Origin of the sequence: Streptomyces sp. YIM 130001, assembly GCF_003574445.1 — a bacterium.
Lineage (GTDB): Bacteria > Actinomycetota > Actinomycetes > Streptomycetales > Streptomycetaceae > Streptomyces.
In genome coordinates this window covers 1-13296 of record NZ_KZ984582.1, presented here as the reverse complement: position 1 = coordinate 13296, position 13296 = coordinate 1, and the positions used below count along the sequence as shown (strand labels likewise).

The 13296-nt window shown below is 67.5% G+C and carries 12 protein-coding genes; 7 read left to right on the top strand and 5 right to left on the bottom strand.

What is annotated here, in order from left to right:
• The first annotated feature begins 177 nt into the window (after positions 1-177).
• Positions 178-2847, top strand: coding sequence for a transglycosylase domain-containing protein (locus DSC45_RS34975; protein WP_119296085.1), 2670 nt, complete (start codon positions 178-180; stop codon positions 2845-2847).
• A 119-nt stretch (positions 2848-2966) separates the two neighbouring features.
• Positions 2967-4565, top strand: coding sequence for a glycosyltransferase family 87 protein (locus tag DSC45_RS34970; protein WP_119296084.1), 1599 nt, complete (start codon positions 2967-2969; stop codon positions 4563-4565).
• A gap of 89 nt (positions 4566-4654) precedes the next feature.
• Here DSC45_RS34970 and DSC45_RS34965 read toward each other — a convergent pair whose 3' ends face one another.
• From DSC45_RS34965 to DSC45_RS34955, 3 genes are all read right to left on the bottom strand, one after another.
• Positions 4655-5686 (bottom strand): alanine racemase, encoded by a 1032-nt coding sequence (locus DSC45_RS34965; protein ID WP_119296083.1) that lies wholly within the window; start codon positions 5684-5686, stop codon positions 4655-4657.
• Between the two features lie 74 nt (positions 5687-5760).
• Positions 5761-6882 (bottom strand): lipid II:glycine glycyltransferase FemX, encoded by a 1122-nt coding sequence (locus DSC45_RS34960; protein ID WP_119296082.1) that lies wholly within the window; start codon positions 6880-6882, stop codon positions 5761-5763.
• A gap of 168 nt (positions 6883-7050) precedes the next feature.
• The gene (locus tag DSC45_RS34955; protein WP_119296081.1) at positions 7051-7359 is read right to left on the bottom strand and encodes a hypothetical protein; all 309 of its coding nucleotides are present in this window, start codon (positions 7357-7359) and stop codon (positions 7051-7053) included.
• A 281-nt stretch (positions 7360-7640) separates the two neighbouring features.
• Here DSC45_RS34955 and rpsF point away from each other — a divergent pair, with 281 nt between their 5' ends.
• The 4 genes from rpsF to rplI all read left to right on the top strand — a co-directional run bounded on the left by rpsF (position 7641) and on the right by rplI (position 9343).
• Complete coding sequence (rpsF, locus tag DSC45_RS34950) at positions 7641-7931, top strand: 30S ribosomal protein S6 (RefSeq protein ID WP_073787253.1); 291 nt, start codon at positions 7641-7643, stop codon at positions 7929-7931.
• A gap of 83 nt (positions 7932-8014) precedes the next feature.
• Entirely contained in the window at positions 8015-8596 is a 582-nt protein-coding gene (locus DSC45_RS34945) for a single-stranded DNA-binding protein (protein WP_119296080.1), read from the top strand.
• Positions 8597-8641: 45 nt separating this feature from the next.
• Complete coding sequence (gene rpsR, locus DSC45_RS34940; RefSeq protein ID WP_003949403.1) at positions 8642-8878, top strand: 30S ribosomal protein S18; 237 nt, start codon at positions 8642-8644, stop codon at positions 8876-8878.
• A gap of 18 nt (positions 8879-8896) precedes the next feature.
• A complete protein-coding gene (rplI, locus tag DSC45_RS34935; protein WP_119296079.1) occupies positions 8897-9343 on the top strand; it encodes a 50S ribosomal protein L9 in 447 nt (148 codons plus the stop codon).
• 214 nt (positions 9344-9557) lie between these two features.
• Here the strand turns inward: rplI and DSC45_RS34930 are convergent, their stop codons facing one another.
• Positions 9558-10895, bottom strand: a complete 1338-nt coding sequence (locus DSC45_RS34930; protein WP_119296078.1) for an MATE family efflux transporter — start codon at positions 10893-10895, stop codon at positions 9558-9560.
• Between the two features lie 460 nt (positions 10896-11355).
• Here DSC45_RS34930 and dnaB point away from each other — a divergent pair, with 460 nt between their 5' ends.
• Positions 11356-12828, top strand: coding sequence for a replicative DNA helicase (gene dnaB, locus DSC45_RS34925; RefSeq protein WP_119296077.1), 1473 nt, complete (start codon positions 11356-11358; stop codon positions 12826-12828).
• A 315-nt stretch (positions 12829-13143) separates the two neighbouring features.
• Here the strand turns inward: dnaB and DSC45_RS34920 are convergent.
• The coding region (locus DSC45_RS34920; protein WP_162929444.1) for an integrase core domain-containing protein at positions 13144-13296 on the bottom strand (153 nt) is incomplete at its 5' end.

Here is a 13296-nt window from a genome sequence, read left to right as displayed (position 1 = left end):
CTGTGCCCATGCAGACCACCGGGAACCACGTGACGCCGCGCGGCGTCTGCGTTTTGGATGTACCGGGTGCTGTGCGGATCGAGCCGCAACAGGGGCGCGTCCGTACATCGGGGGGACCGGAATACACCTGCCGCTTCCAGGCGCATATGGCGCGCCTGCCCGAGGAGTAGTCGTTCGATGAGCGAGCACCGTCGCAAACCGCCGCAGCCCCAGGGCGGCGGACGTGCCGCGGCAAGGCGCGGCGTCCCCGGAACTTCTTCCGGACGCCGAGCCGCCCCGCGAGGCGCCACCGGATCACCCTCAGGTTCTTATGGACCTTCCGGGGACGAGGACCGTCCCTACGGCGGCCGGGCGGAAGCCCGTCGGGCCGCGCAGCGCAGTGTCGGCTCCACCGGTGGCGGCAGGCGCCGCGGCGCGGAGGGTGCCGGCGGGGCGGGCCACGGCGGCGGTGGCCGCCGCGGTACCGGCGGGCCCGGCGGTGGGCCCGGACGTGGCCGCGGGCGGGGCCAGGAGCCCCCGAAGAAGCGGTTCATCGACTATCCCCGGTCGAACAAGCACGGCTGGCGCAAGCTGGTTCCGTCCTGGAAGCAGGTTCTGGGCAGCGTCGTTGCGTTCATCGGCGTCCTGGTGGGTATTGCGGGCATCGCCTACGCGATGGTGGAAATCCCCGACCCGAACAAGGCGGCCCAGGCCGAGAACAACGTCTTCTACTGGGACGACGGCAGCCAGATGGCATCGACCGGCGGCGAGGCCAACCGGCAGAACATCGAGTTCGACCAGATCCCCAAGTCCATGCAGAACGCGGTGATCGCCGCGGAGAACGCCTCGTTCTACGAGGACAAGGGCGTCGACCCGATGGGTATCGCCCGCGCCGTGGTCAACATGGCGAAGGGCTCGGAGACCCAGGGCGGCTCGACGATCACCCAGCAGTACGTGAAGAACATGTACCTGAAGCAGGACCAGACCCTGTCCCGTAAGGCCAGAGAGCTGTTCATCTCCATAAAGGTGGGCGCGAAGGTCGACAAGGAAGAAATCCTGGCCGGCTATCTGAACTCCGCTTACTACGGACGCAACGCCTACGGTCTTCAGGCGGCGGCGCGCGCGTACTTCGACGTGGACGCGGTGCAGCTGTCCACCGAGCAGAGTGTGTTCCTCGCCGCCATGCTCAAGGGTCCGAACCTCTTCAGCCCCGACGGCGGTCTCGGCGCGAACGCGAGTGCCGAGGCCAACACGGCGCGTGCCACGAAGCGCTACGAGTGGATCCTCGACCGCCAGGTCGAAACCGGGTCGATGACCGAGACCGAGCGTGCGAAGGTCAAGGGCTTCCCGAAGCCGACGAACAGGAAGTCCACGGTGGCGGGCCAGACCGGTTACCTGGTCAGCACTGCCAAGGACTACGTCGCCAACAAGCTGAACATCCCCGCCGAGGAGCTCGAAAAGGGCGGCTACAAGATCTACACGACCTTCGACGAGAAGAAGGTCAAGGCGATGGAGAAGGCCGTCAAGGCCACGCGCAAGGACTTCCTCGACGACAAGGCGCGCCCGAAGACCGACAAGAACGTGCAGTTCGGTGGCGCATCCGTCGACCCGAAGACCGGCGCCATCGTCGCGCTCTACGGCGGCGCGGGCCACGACAAGGGCCACTACTCGAACAACGCCGACACTCGGGGTGTGCCGGTCGGCTCGACCTGGAAGCCGTACGTCCTGGCCGCCGCGCTCGAGCACGGCACGGTGAAGAGCGACGGCCGTCCGATCTCGATCAAGAGCCTGTACAACGGCAACGACAAGGCCATCATCAAGGACCAGAACGGCGAGCCGATCAAGGGCCCGGACGGTGAGCCGTTCCGGCAGAAGAACGAGAGCGACCGGGCCTGGGGTCCGGTGACTCTGGACAAGGCGATGGAGCAGTCCATCAACACCCCGTTCGTCCAGCTCGGCATTGACGTCGGCCTCAAGAAGACCCAGGAGGTCGCCGCGAGCACCGGCATCCTGGAGAGCAGCTTCGACAAGGGCAACATGGACAACGCCTCGTTCTCGCTCGGTACTTCGACGCCGAGTGCGATCCGGATGGCCGACTCGTACGGCACCTTCGCCGCCTCGGGCGCGCACCACGAGCCGTTCTCCGTGACCAAGGTCGTCAAGGACGGCGAGGAGCTGCCCGGCTTCAGCAAGCCCAAGCGCGAGGCGGCCATGGACACCGATGTGGCCGACACGGTCACCAAGACCCTTCAGAACGTGGTCAAGAACGGCACGGGCAAGAAGGTCGCCGACATCGGTTTCCCGGTGGCCGGCAAGACCGGTACGACGGACAAGAACAAGTCGGCGTGGTTCGTCGGCTACACCCGCGAGTTGTCCACCGCGGTCACGCTCTACCGGACCGATCCGGCGAAGGGCGAGCTCCTTTCCATGAACGGGACGGGCGGCGTTCCCTCCATCCACGGTGGCGACATTCCGGCACAGGTCTGGAAGGACTACATGTCGGACGCGATGAAGGGCGTCGACCCCGAGGAGTTCCCGGAGCCGGGCCCCATCGGTGAGATCGTCGGCGACGTCCCGAGCCCGACTCCCACTCCGACGGAGACCGAGGAGACGGAGGAGCCGACGGAGGAGCCGGACGAGCCGTCGAACACGCCGTCGTCACCGCCTCCGTCGCCGACCGAGAGCTGTAAACCGTGGGACCCGACGTGCAATGAGAACGGCGGCCAGGACGGTGGTCAGGACGGCGGCCAGGACGGTGGTCAAGACGGCGGCCAGGACGGCGGCACCAGCAATTCGCCCGAGCCTCCCAACGGCGGAGGCGACAACGGCGGAGGCGACAACGGCGGCTGGCTCGGCGGAGTTGACTGACCGTCGGCTCGGGCACCCTGCCCCGACCGAGTCATGTTTCACGTGAAACAAGGGCCGCCGCACCGACCGGTGCGGCGGCCCTCGCCGTCTCCACAGTCTTGTACGGCAGGATGTGCCCCATGACGAGTACGAGCCCGAGCAGTAGCACGAGCACGCAGCACTCGCCGCAGTCGAAGACCGAGGAGCAACTCGTCCGTCCCACCCGGCAGGACGAGGTGGCTGAGGCGGGCAGCGAGGTCTTCGGCGGCCCGGTCGGCCGGTGGGCGAAGCTCGGGGGCTCGTGGTGGACTCCGGTGCGCGTCATCGTGCTCGTCGCCATCGGCATGTTCGCGCTGGGCATGGTCCAGAAGCTGCCCTGCTACGACGGGGCCTGGTTCTCGGGCGCGGGAGCCCAGTACACCCACGCGTGCTACTCGGACATCCCGCATCTCTTCGTGGGGCGAGGCTTCTCCGACGGGCTCGTGCCGTACTTCGACCGGCTGCCCGGCGATATGGAGTACCTCGAATACCCGGTGCTGACCGGGGTGTTCATGCAGGTCGCCGCATGGATCACCGGAGTTCCCACGGACGGCGGTGACTCGCTCCAGTACCGCGAGCAGGTCTACTGGATGGTCAACGCCGGGATGCTGATGATCTGTGCTGTGATCATCGCCGTCTGCGTGGCCCGCACCCACCGGCTGCGTCCCTGGGACGGTCTCCTGGTCGCGCTCGCGCCCGCTGCCGCACTCACCGCCACGATCAACTGGGACCTGCTCGCCATCGCGCTCACTGCCGCGGCCATGCTCATGTGGTCGCGGGGGCGCGCGCTCGCCTTCGGGATCCTGCTCGGGCTGGCCACCGCCGCCAAGCTCTATCCGGCGCTGCTGCTCGGGCCGCTCCTGGTGCTGTGCTGGCGGGCCGGGAAATGGCGGGACTTCGCCGTCGCGGCCGCGGGGACGATCGGCGCGTGGCTGGTCGTGAATCTGCCGGTGATGATCAAGGCCCCTGAAGGATGGGGGAAGTTCTACACCTTCAGCCAGGAACGAGGCGTGGACTTCGGGTCCATCTGGCTCATCCTGCAGCAGCGTTCGGACAGTCCGCTCAGTACGGAGTCGGTCAATACGCTCGCCACCGCGCTGATGCTCGTGGCCTGCCTCGGCATCGGTGCTCTCACGCTGACCGCGCCGCGGCGACCCCGCTTCGCGCAGCTGGCGCTGCTCGTCGTCGCGGCGTTCATCCTGACCAACAAGGTCTACTCGCCGCAGTACGTCCTGTGGCTGGTACCGCTCGCCGTCCTGGCCCGGCCCCGATGGCGGGACTTCCTGATCTGGCAGGCCTGCGAGGTCATGTACTTCCTCGGGATCTGGATGTATCTCGCGTACACGACCAGCGGGGACAAGCACCACGGTCTGCCGCAGGAGGGCTATCACCTGGCCGTCGCGGCGCATCTGATCGGCACGCTCTATCTGTGCGCCGTCGTCGTGCGCGACATCCTGATGCCGGAACGGGACGTGGTGCGCCGCGACGGGTCCGACGACCCGTCAGGGGGTGTGCTCGACGGGGCCCGTGACGTCTTCGTGTTCGGGCGGGCGGCCCATCCACCGCGGCATGCCTCGGGCGACGGGGCGAGCGGGGCGCAGGTGCACTGGGGCACGAAGCCGGCGGGTGGCGGGGGCGATGCGCCCGGGGCCGAGATGCGCGACACCGATGCGAGCGGAACGCCGCGTTCCGACGAATGACTCTCTTCGTGATGTGACGTGACGAGGCCCCCGCAGCAGGCACGCTGCGGGGGCCTCGTCAGGTCTTCAGGACGGTGCGGGCCGTCCGGTCAGTGGTCGACCAGGCGGTCGAACTGCGTGGTGGTGTGCCGCAGATGGGCCACGAGCTCGTCGCCGACCTTCGGCTCGGCGGCGTCGGTGGGAACGAACAGGATCGACACCTGCATGTGCGGGGGCTCGGCGAACCAGCGCTGCTTGTCGCCCCAGACGAACGGGGCCAGATTCCGGTTCACCGTGGCGAGACCGGCCCGCGCCACCCCCTTCGCCCGCGGCATCACACCGTGCAGCGCCTTGGGCGCTTCCAGGCCGACTCCGTGCGAGGTGCCGCCGGCCACGACCACCAGGAAGCCGTCGGAGGCCGCCTTCTGCTGCCGGTAGCCGAAGCGTTCGCCCTTCACCACGGGCGTGACGTCGAGTACGGAGCCGCGGTACTGCGTCGCGTCATGGTCGCCGAGCCAGAGCCGGGTGCCGATGCGGACCCGGAACTTGGTCTGCGGGAACTGCTGCTGCAGCCTTGCCAGTTCGGACGCGGAGAGATGGCTGACGAACATGGTGTGCAGCGGCAGACGTGCGGTCCGCAGCCGGTCCATCCAGCCGATGACCTCTTCCACCGCGTCCGATCCGTCGGTGCGGTCGAGCGGCAGATGGATACCGAAGCCCTCGAGGCGTACGTCCTCGATCGCGGCGTGCAGGCTGCTCAGGTCCTGCTCGCTGACGCCGTGCCGCTTCATCGAGCTCATCACCTCGATGACCACACGCGCCCCGACGAGTCCGTGGACGCCCTCGACGGACGACACGGATCGGATCACCCGGTCGGGCAGCGGCACCGGCTCCTCGCCCCGCCTGAACGGCGTCAGGACCAGCAGATCGCCGCCGAACCAGTCCTTGATCCGAGCGGCTTCGTACGTCGTGCCGACGGCGAGCATGTCGGTGCCGAGTCGGGTCGCCTCCTCGGAGAGCCGCTCGTGGCCGAAGCCGTAGCCGTTGCCCTTGCAGACGGGGACCAGCCCCGGGAACTGCTCGAGCACGTGCTTGTGGTGTGCTCGCCAGCGCGTGGTGTCGACATAAAGCGTGAGCGCCATGGCCGGACCCGGAACCTTTCTCGTGCCTGCGGTGTATCAGGGGTATGAAAGCGAATTGTGCTCGGTCTAGCGGTTCAGCGTCGCGACATGTAGATGTCGAGCGCCTTGTGCAGCAGCTTGTTGAGCGGGAAGTCCCACTCGCCGATGTACTCGACGGCCTCGCCGCCGGTGCCGACCTTGAACTGGATCAGACCGAAGAGGTGGTCGGTCTCGTCCAGCGAGTCGGAGATGCCACGCAGGTCATAGACGCTGGCGCCGAGGGCGTAGGCGTCGCGGAGCATCCGCCACTGCATGGCGTTCGAGGGACGGACCTCGCGCCCGATGTTGTCGGAGGCTCCGTAGGAGTACCAGACGTGCCCGCCGACCACGAGCATCGTCGCCGCCGAGAGGTTCACGCCGTTGTGGCGGGCGAAGTACAGCCGCATGCGGTTCGGGTCCTCGGAGTTGAGGGCGTTCCACTGCTGCTGGAAGTAACTGAGCGGCCGCGGACGGAACTTGTCGCGCACGGCGGTGATCTCGTAGAGCCGCTGCCATTCGGCCAAGTCCTCGTAGCCGCCCTGGACGACCTCGACGCCGGCCTTCTCGGCCTTCTTGATGTTGCGGCGCCAGAGCTGGTTGAAGCTCTTGAGTACGTCGTCGAGGGAGCGGTTGGCCAGCGGTACCTGGAAGACGTAGCGGGGCTGTACGTCACCGAAGCCGGCGCCGCCGTCCTCGCCCTGCTGCCACCCCATGCGCCGCAGCCGGTCCGAGACCTCGAAGGCGCGCGGCTCGATATGACTGGCCTCCACGTCCCGCAGGCGCTTCACATCCGGGTTCTGGATACCGGCCTTGATCGCCGGAGCGTCCCACCGGCGGATCACGACCGGCGGCCCCATCTTCACGGAGAAGGCGCCCTGTTGCTTGAGGTGGGCGAGCATCGGCTGCAGCCACTCGTCCAGATTGGGGGCGTGCCAGTTGATGACCGGGCCCTCGGGGAGGTACGCGAGGTAGCGCTTGACCTTCGGCAGCTGGCGGTAGAGGACCAGACCCGCGCCCACCAGCTCGCCGGTGCGGTCGTCGAACCAGCCGAGGTTCTCCGAGCGCCATTCGCTCTTCACATCAGCCCACGCCGGGACCTGGCAGTGACTGGCCGACGGCAGGGTCTGGATGTATGCCAGATGCTGCTCACGGCTGATGGTCCTCAGGGTCAGGCTCATGCGGGGCGCTCCTCGGCAGGTGTGTCCCCATGGGGCAGGGGCTCCGGCTCTCGCGCCGAAGCCTACTGCGCCCGGGGATCGCCCCGGATGGCCGCATGCAACGTCGCCCGGCGTGACCGTGGTGCCGCCCACGCCGGGCGTCCTCAGGAGCGGGGTTCAGAACTCGGCTCAGAGCCCGCCGAACAGGCCGCCGTGCGCCATACCCAGGAAGAAGCCGATGGCCGAAGCACCGAGGCCGAGGATCAGCCCGAAGCGCTCCCGGGTGGTCTCCGAGATGTACTGGCCGTACGCGCCGGTCACGATTCCGACCAGACCTGCCCAGGAACTGAGCAGATGCAGGCTGTGGAACATCGCGGTGATGAGCGCGGTCAGACCCAGCACCAAGGTCACGGCGAGCAGGCCGTCCTGCAGCGGATGGGGCTTGCCGTCGGTGGCGAAGAGAGAGGTCGCGGAGTTCGGTCGCATTGCCTGTGCCATGAGGCACCTCCTGGCGGAGAACCGGCGCATCGTAGCGCCCTGGACACCCGATGTGTACAGATTGCGGCCTCTCACCACTGGATTTCAACCGGGGGCCGGGGTGCAGGTACTGTTTACGGTCTGCACCGGTGTCTGCCCTGGTCCTTCCGGGCCGGGCCACAAGCACAGGCCCCCCGCGTGGGAGCCCAATGTCAGTGGCGGCCGATACCGTTGCGAACGCATCACGACCCTCCTGCCACGGAACGACCGTGGCCGCTGAGTCCAAAGGAGGTGGGTTCCACATGCGTCACTACGAGGTGATGGTCATCCTCGACCCCGATCTCGAGGAGCGCGCTGTCTCCCCGCTGATCGAGAACTTCCTCTCCGTCGTCCGTGAGGGCAACGGAAAGGTCGAGAAGGTCGACACCTGGGGCCGTCGTCGTCTCTCGTACGAGATCAAGAAGAAGCCCGAGGGCATCTACTCGGTCATCGATCTGCAGGCCGAGCCTGCGATCGTCAAGGAGCTCGACCGCCAGATGAACCTGAACGAGTCGGTCCTCCGGACCAAGGTCCTCCGTCCCGAGACTCACTGAGCCTTCCCGCTCGGCGACTCGGGAACCGAGTAGCAGCCAACCGCTAGAGCCAAGCCGTAAAGCACACGCGAGAGGTCATCACCATGGCAGGCGAGACAGTCATCACCGTCGTCGGGAACCTGACCGATGACCCCGAGCTGCGCTTCACCCCTTCCGGTGCGGCCGTAGCCAACTTCACGATCGCCTCGACCCCCCGGACCTTCGACCGGCAGACCAATGAGTGGAAGGACGGCGACGCGCTGTTCCTCCGCGCATCGATCTGGCGGCAGGCCGCTGAGAACGTCGCCGAGACCCTCACGCGCGGTACGCGTGTGGTGGCTCAGGGACGGTTGCGGCAGCGTTCGTACGAAACCCAGCAGGGTGAGAAGCGGACTGTCGTGGAGCTGGAGGTCGACGAGATCGGCCCCTCGCTGAGGTACGCATCGGCCAAGGTCACCAAGACCAGCGGCCGAGGTGGCCAAGGTGGCGGTGGCGGACAGGGCGGCGGCCAGGGTGGCGGCGGCTGGGGCGGACCCGGCGGCGGCCAGCAGCAGGGCGGTGCACCCGCCTCTGACCCCTGGGCGACCGGCGCGCCCGCCGGCGGCGGCCAGCAGGGCGGCGGCGGTGGCGGCTGGGGCGGAAGCTCCGGCGGTGGCGGCGGCTACTCGGACGAGCCCCCCTTCTAAGGGCGGGTACGTACCCACACTTCTTGATCACACAGGAGAAACACCATGGCGAAGCCGCCTGTGCGCAAGCCTAAGAAGAAGGTCTGCGCATTCTGCAAGGACAAGGTCACGTACGTGGACTACAAGGACACGAACATGCTGCGGAAGTTCATTTCCGACCGCGGCAAGATCCGTGCCCGCCGCGTGACCGGCAACTGCACGCAGCACCAGCGTGACGTCGCCACGGCCGTCAAGAACAGCCGTGAGATGGCGCTGCTGCCCTACACGTCCACCGCGCGATAAGGGAAGGGTGACCGAATCATGAAGATCATCCTCACCCACGAGGTCACCGGCCTCGGTGCCGCGGGCGACGTCGTCGACGTCAAGGACGGCTACGCTCGCAACTACCTGGTCCCGCGTCGCTTCGCGATCCGCTGGACCAAGGGTGGCGAGAAGGACGTCGAGCAGATCCGTCGTGCTCGCAAGATCCACGAGATCCAGACGATCGAGCAGGCCAACTCGATCAAGGGCCAGATCGAGGCCGTCAAGGTTCGCCTGGCGACTCGTTCGGGCGACGCCGGCCGTCTCTTCGGTGCCGTGACCGCTGCTGATGTCGCTTCGGCGATCAAGGCTGCCGGTGGCCCCGAGGTCGACAAGCGTCGTATCGAGCTGGGCGCGCCGATCAAGTCGCTCGGCGCCCACGAGGCGTCTGTGCGTCTGCACCCCGAGGTGGCCGCCAAGGTCAACATCGAGGTTGTCGCCGCCTGAGGCGCTGATTCGCGCACTGTCGTAGACAGCCGGAGGGCCCGCACCTGTGAGGTGCGGGCCCTCCGTGTTTGTGCGGGGCCGACGGTGACCTGCCCTGCGACCGCCATGCTCGATGAGGTCGGCCGGTCGACCGCGGTTTCACGCGGCTGTTTCACGCGGCTGTTTCACGTGAAACAGCCGTCGGCAGTTGTCGGCCGAGGGGCGAGCGGCCGGGTCAGCGAGTGGCGCCGGTGACGATCCACCGGCCGGAGCGTGTGCGGAACCAGAGGGTCACCATGCGGATGACCATCATCAGCGCCATCGCGCCCCACAGCGCGGCCAGTCCGCCGCCGATGGTCGGTACGAGCAGGGCTACCGGTGTGTACGCCGCGAGCGTGACGAGCATGGCCCAGGCCAGGTACCGGCCGTCTCCGGCACCCATCAGTACGCCGTCGAGTACGAAGACGATCCCGGAGACCGGCTGGGACAGGGCCACCACGAGAAGGGCGACGAAGGCGGCGTCCTGTACGCCGGCGTCGCTGGTGAACAGGGGCAGAAACACCGGCCGGGCCACGATCACCAGGAGCCCGAGTACGAGGCCGGCGGCGATGCCCCACTCCACCATGCGTTTGCAGGCGGCCCGTGCACCTGCCGCGTCTCCTGCACCGAGGTAGCGGCCGATGATCGCCTGCCCGGCGATGGCGATCGCATCGAGGGCGAAGGCCAGCAGGCTCCACAGCGACAGGATGATCTGGTGCGCTGCGACTTCCGTGTCCCCGAGACGTGCCGCCACTGCCGTGGCGATCATCAGGATCGCTCGCAGGGAAAGGGTCCGTACTAGGAGTGGGGCGCCCGCCTGGGCGCAGGCGCGGATGCCCGCGGCGTCGGGCCGGAGCGAGGCCCCGTGCCGCCGGGCGCCGCGAACCACCACGACCAGATAGGCGGCCGCCATCCCCCACTGGGCGATGACCGTGCCCCAGGCGGATCCGGCGATGCCGAAGCCGGCGCCGTAGACGAGGGCGACGTTCAGGACCGCGTTGGCCGCGAAACCGGCGATGGCGACGTAGAGCGGGGTCTTGGTGTCCTGGAGTCCGCGCAGGACACCGGTCGCGGCGAGCACGATCAGCATGGCGGGGATGCCGATGGAGGAGATCCGCAGATACGTGACGGCGTACGGTGCGGCGGTGTCCGAGGCGCCGAAGGCCGAGATGAGTTCTGGTGTCGTCGGCACGATGACGGCGACCACCAGGGCTCCGAGGAGCAGGGCCAGCCAGATGCCGTCCATGCCCTGGCGGATGGCGGCCGGCAGATCTCCGGCTCCGACGCGTCGGGCGACGGCTGCCGTGGTGGCGTAGGCGAGGAAGACGAAGATGCTGACGCCGGTCATCAGGAGGGCGGAGGCGACTCCGAGGCCGGCCAGTTGGGCCGTGCCGAGATGGCCGACGATGGCGCTGTCGGCCATGACGAAGAGGGGCTCGGCGACGAGTGCGCCGAAGGCCGGGACGGCCAGCGCCACGATCTCCCGATCGTGGCGGCGGCGTACATCTTTGGTGGTCCCGGGGGCCTGTGTCATGGGCACCAATCTAATCTTCCACAGGTAAGTGATGCAACTGTGCTGTGACCCTTACTTGATCGCTGGCCGAGGGGTGCGCCGGGCGCGGGGCGACAGGAACTTGCCCCGATGGGGAAAGTTTTTCTTATGCACAGCTGTGAGGGAGTGAAAGACCAGGTCAGGGGATGTTTTCAGGAAAGCCTGAGGGCTTGTTCACAGACCTGTCCACCGAGCCGTGCACAGGTTGGGCACACTTCTCCACAGCATCTCGCCCGTCATCCACAGTGCCTGTGGATAACCAGATTGGCTGACGGTGCCCGCAGCCCTACCGTGGTGCAGCGCCCGGCGTCTTTTTCCGGTCGTGAAAGCCCCCCGACATCGACGCGTCGGAAGCGGAGTTCCGGCTCCGATTTGTCAGTGTCGTGCCGTAGGAAAGAGGGGCACGGCTAGGTCCGCGCGGCGGACGGGAGGAGGTGGTTCGGTGAGCATTTCCGAGCCCTTGGACGACCCGTGGGCCGACAGCGGTCCCAGCGATCGTCTGCCCGCCTCCCGCCGGCGCAACGAGTCGGGTGGCCGTGAGGATCAGCACGACCGGGGCCGGGAGGGGGGCGGTTGGGACGGCGGTTCCGCGTTCGAGCGCGTACCGCCGCAGGATCTTGATGCGGAGCAGTCCGTGCTCGGCGGCATGCTGCTCTCCAAGGACGCGATCGCGGACGTCGTCGAGGTGCTCAAGGGCCACGACTTCTACCGCCCGGCTCACGAGACGATCTACCAGGCGATCCTCGACCTGTACGCGAAGGGCGAGCCGGCCGACCCGATCACGGCCGCCGCCGAGCTCACCAAGCGCGGCGAGATCACGCGCGTGGGTGGCGCATCGTATCTGCACACCCTGGTCCAGATGGTGCCGACGGCGGCCAACGCCGAGTACTACGCCGAGATCGTCCACGAGCGCGCCGTCCTGCGCCGCCTCGTCGAGGCGGGCACGCGGATCACCCAGATGGGATACGCGGCCGACGGCGACGTGGACGAGATCGTCAACAGCGCCCAGGCCGAGATCTACGCCGTCACCGAGCAGCGCACCAGCGAGGACTATCTGCCGCTCGGCGACATCATGGAGGGCGCGCTCGACGAGATCGAGGCGATCGGTTCCCGCAGCGGCGAGATGACCGGAGTCCCCACGGGCTTCACCGACTTCGACTCCCTGACGAACGGCCTGCATCCGGGCCAGATGGTCGTCATCGCCGCCCGTCCCGCCATGGGTAAGTCGACGCTGGCGCTGGACTTCGCCCGAGCGGCCTCGATCAGGAGCAACCTGCCGAGCGTCATCTTCTCCCTCGAAATGGGGCGCAACGAGATCGCGATGCGACTGCTCTCGGCCGAGGCCCGAGTGGCGCTGCACCACATGCGTTCCGGCACGATGACGGACGAGGACTGGACCCGGCTCGCCCGCCGGATGCCCGATGTCTCGGCCGCCCCGCTCTACATCGACGATTCGCCGAACCTCTCGATGATGGAGATCCGTGCCAAGTGCCGTCGGCTCAAGCAGCGCAACGACCTGCGCCTGGTCGTCATCGACTATCTGCAGCTGATGCAGTCCGGCGGTTCCAAACGGGCCGAGAGCCGCCAGCAGGAGGTCTCGGACATGTCCCGTAACCTCAAGCTGCTCGCGAAGGAGCTCGAGGTTCCGGTGATCGCGCTTTCGCAGCTGAACCGTGGTCCCGAGCAGCGCACGGACAAGAAGCCGATGGTCTCGGACCTGCGTGAGTCGGGTTCCATCGAGCAGGACGCCGACATGGTCATCCTCCTGCACCGTGAGGACGCGTACGAGAAGGAGTCGCCGCGCGCGGGCGAGGCGGATCTGATCGTGGCCAAGCACCGTAACGGCCCGACGGCGACGATCACCGTCGCCTTCCAGGGGCACTACTCCCGCTTCGTGGACATGGCCCAGACCTGAGCCTCGGCGGTGTGGGTTCTCCGGTTCCGTGTCATATTCTCCGCCGCAGTCTCACGCCAATGTCATGTTGCTGGTCAGCGGCCCGCCTCGAACAGGAGAGCTGAGCAAATGACACGGAAGCTGAGACAACCACCGGATGACACGGCGTGAGACGCCGGGCAGGGCCGCAGGTCACAGCGTTGGCACATAACACGGAGGCGGAGAACCTACAGGCGGATGTGGCGTCCGGCTTCTGAGGCCATATGCCAGATTGGTGAGGCCACTGTCTGACGGATTGATCGTCGGACTTGGACGACTCCACGCCAACTCAGCCATCTAGATGTGCTGTCCCGGCAGGTTGGTGACGCGGTTGGCTGGGGGTTGGCCGTCGATTCCGGTGTGGGGTCGGTGGTAGTTGTACCAGTCGAGCCAGTCGGGGAATGCTGCTTGTCGTTGGGCGTCTGAGGTGTAGGGGCGGTGGTAGGCCCA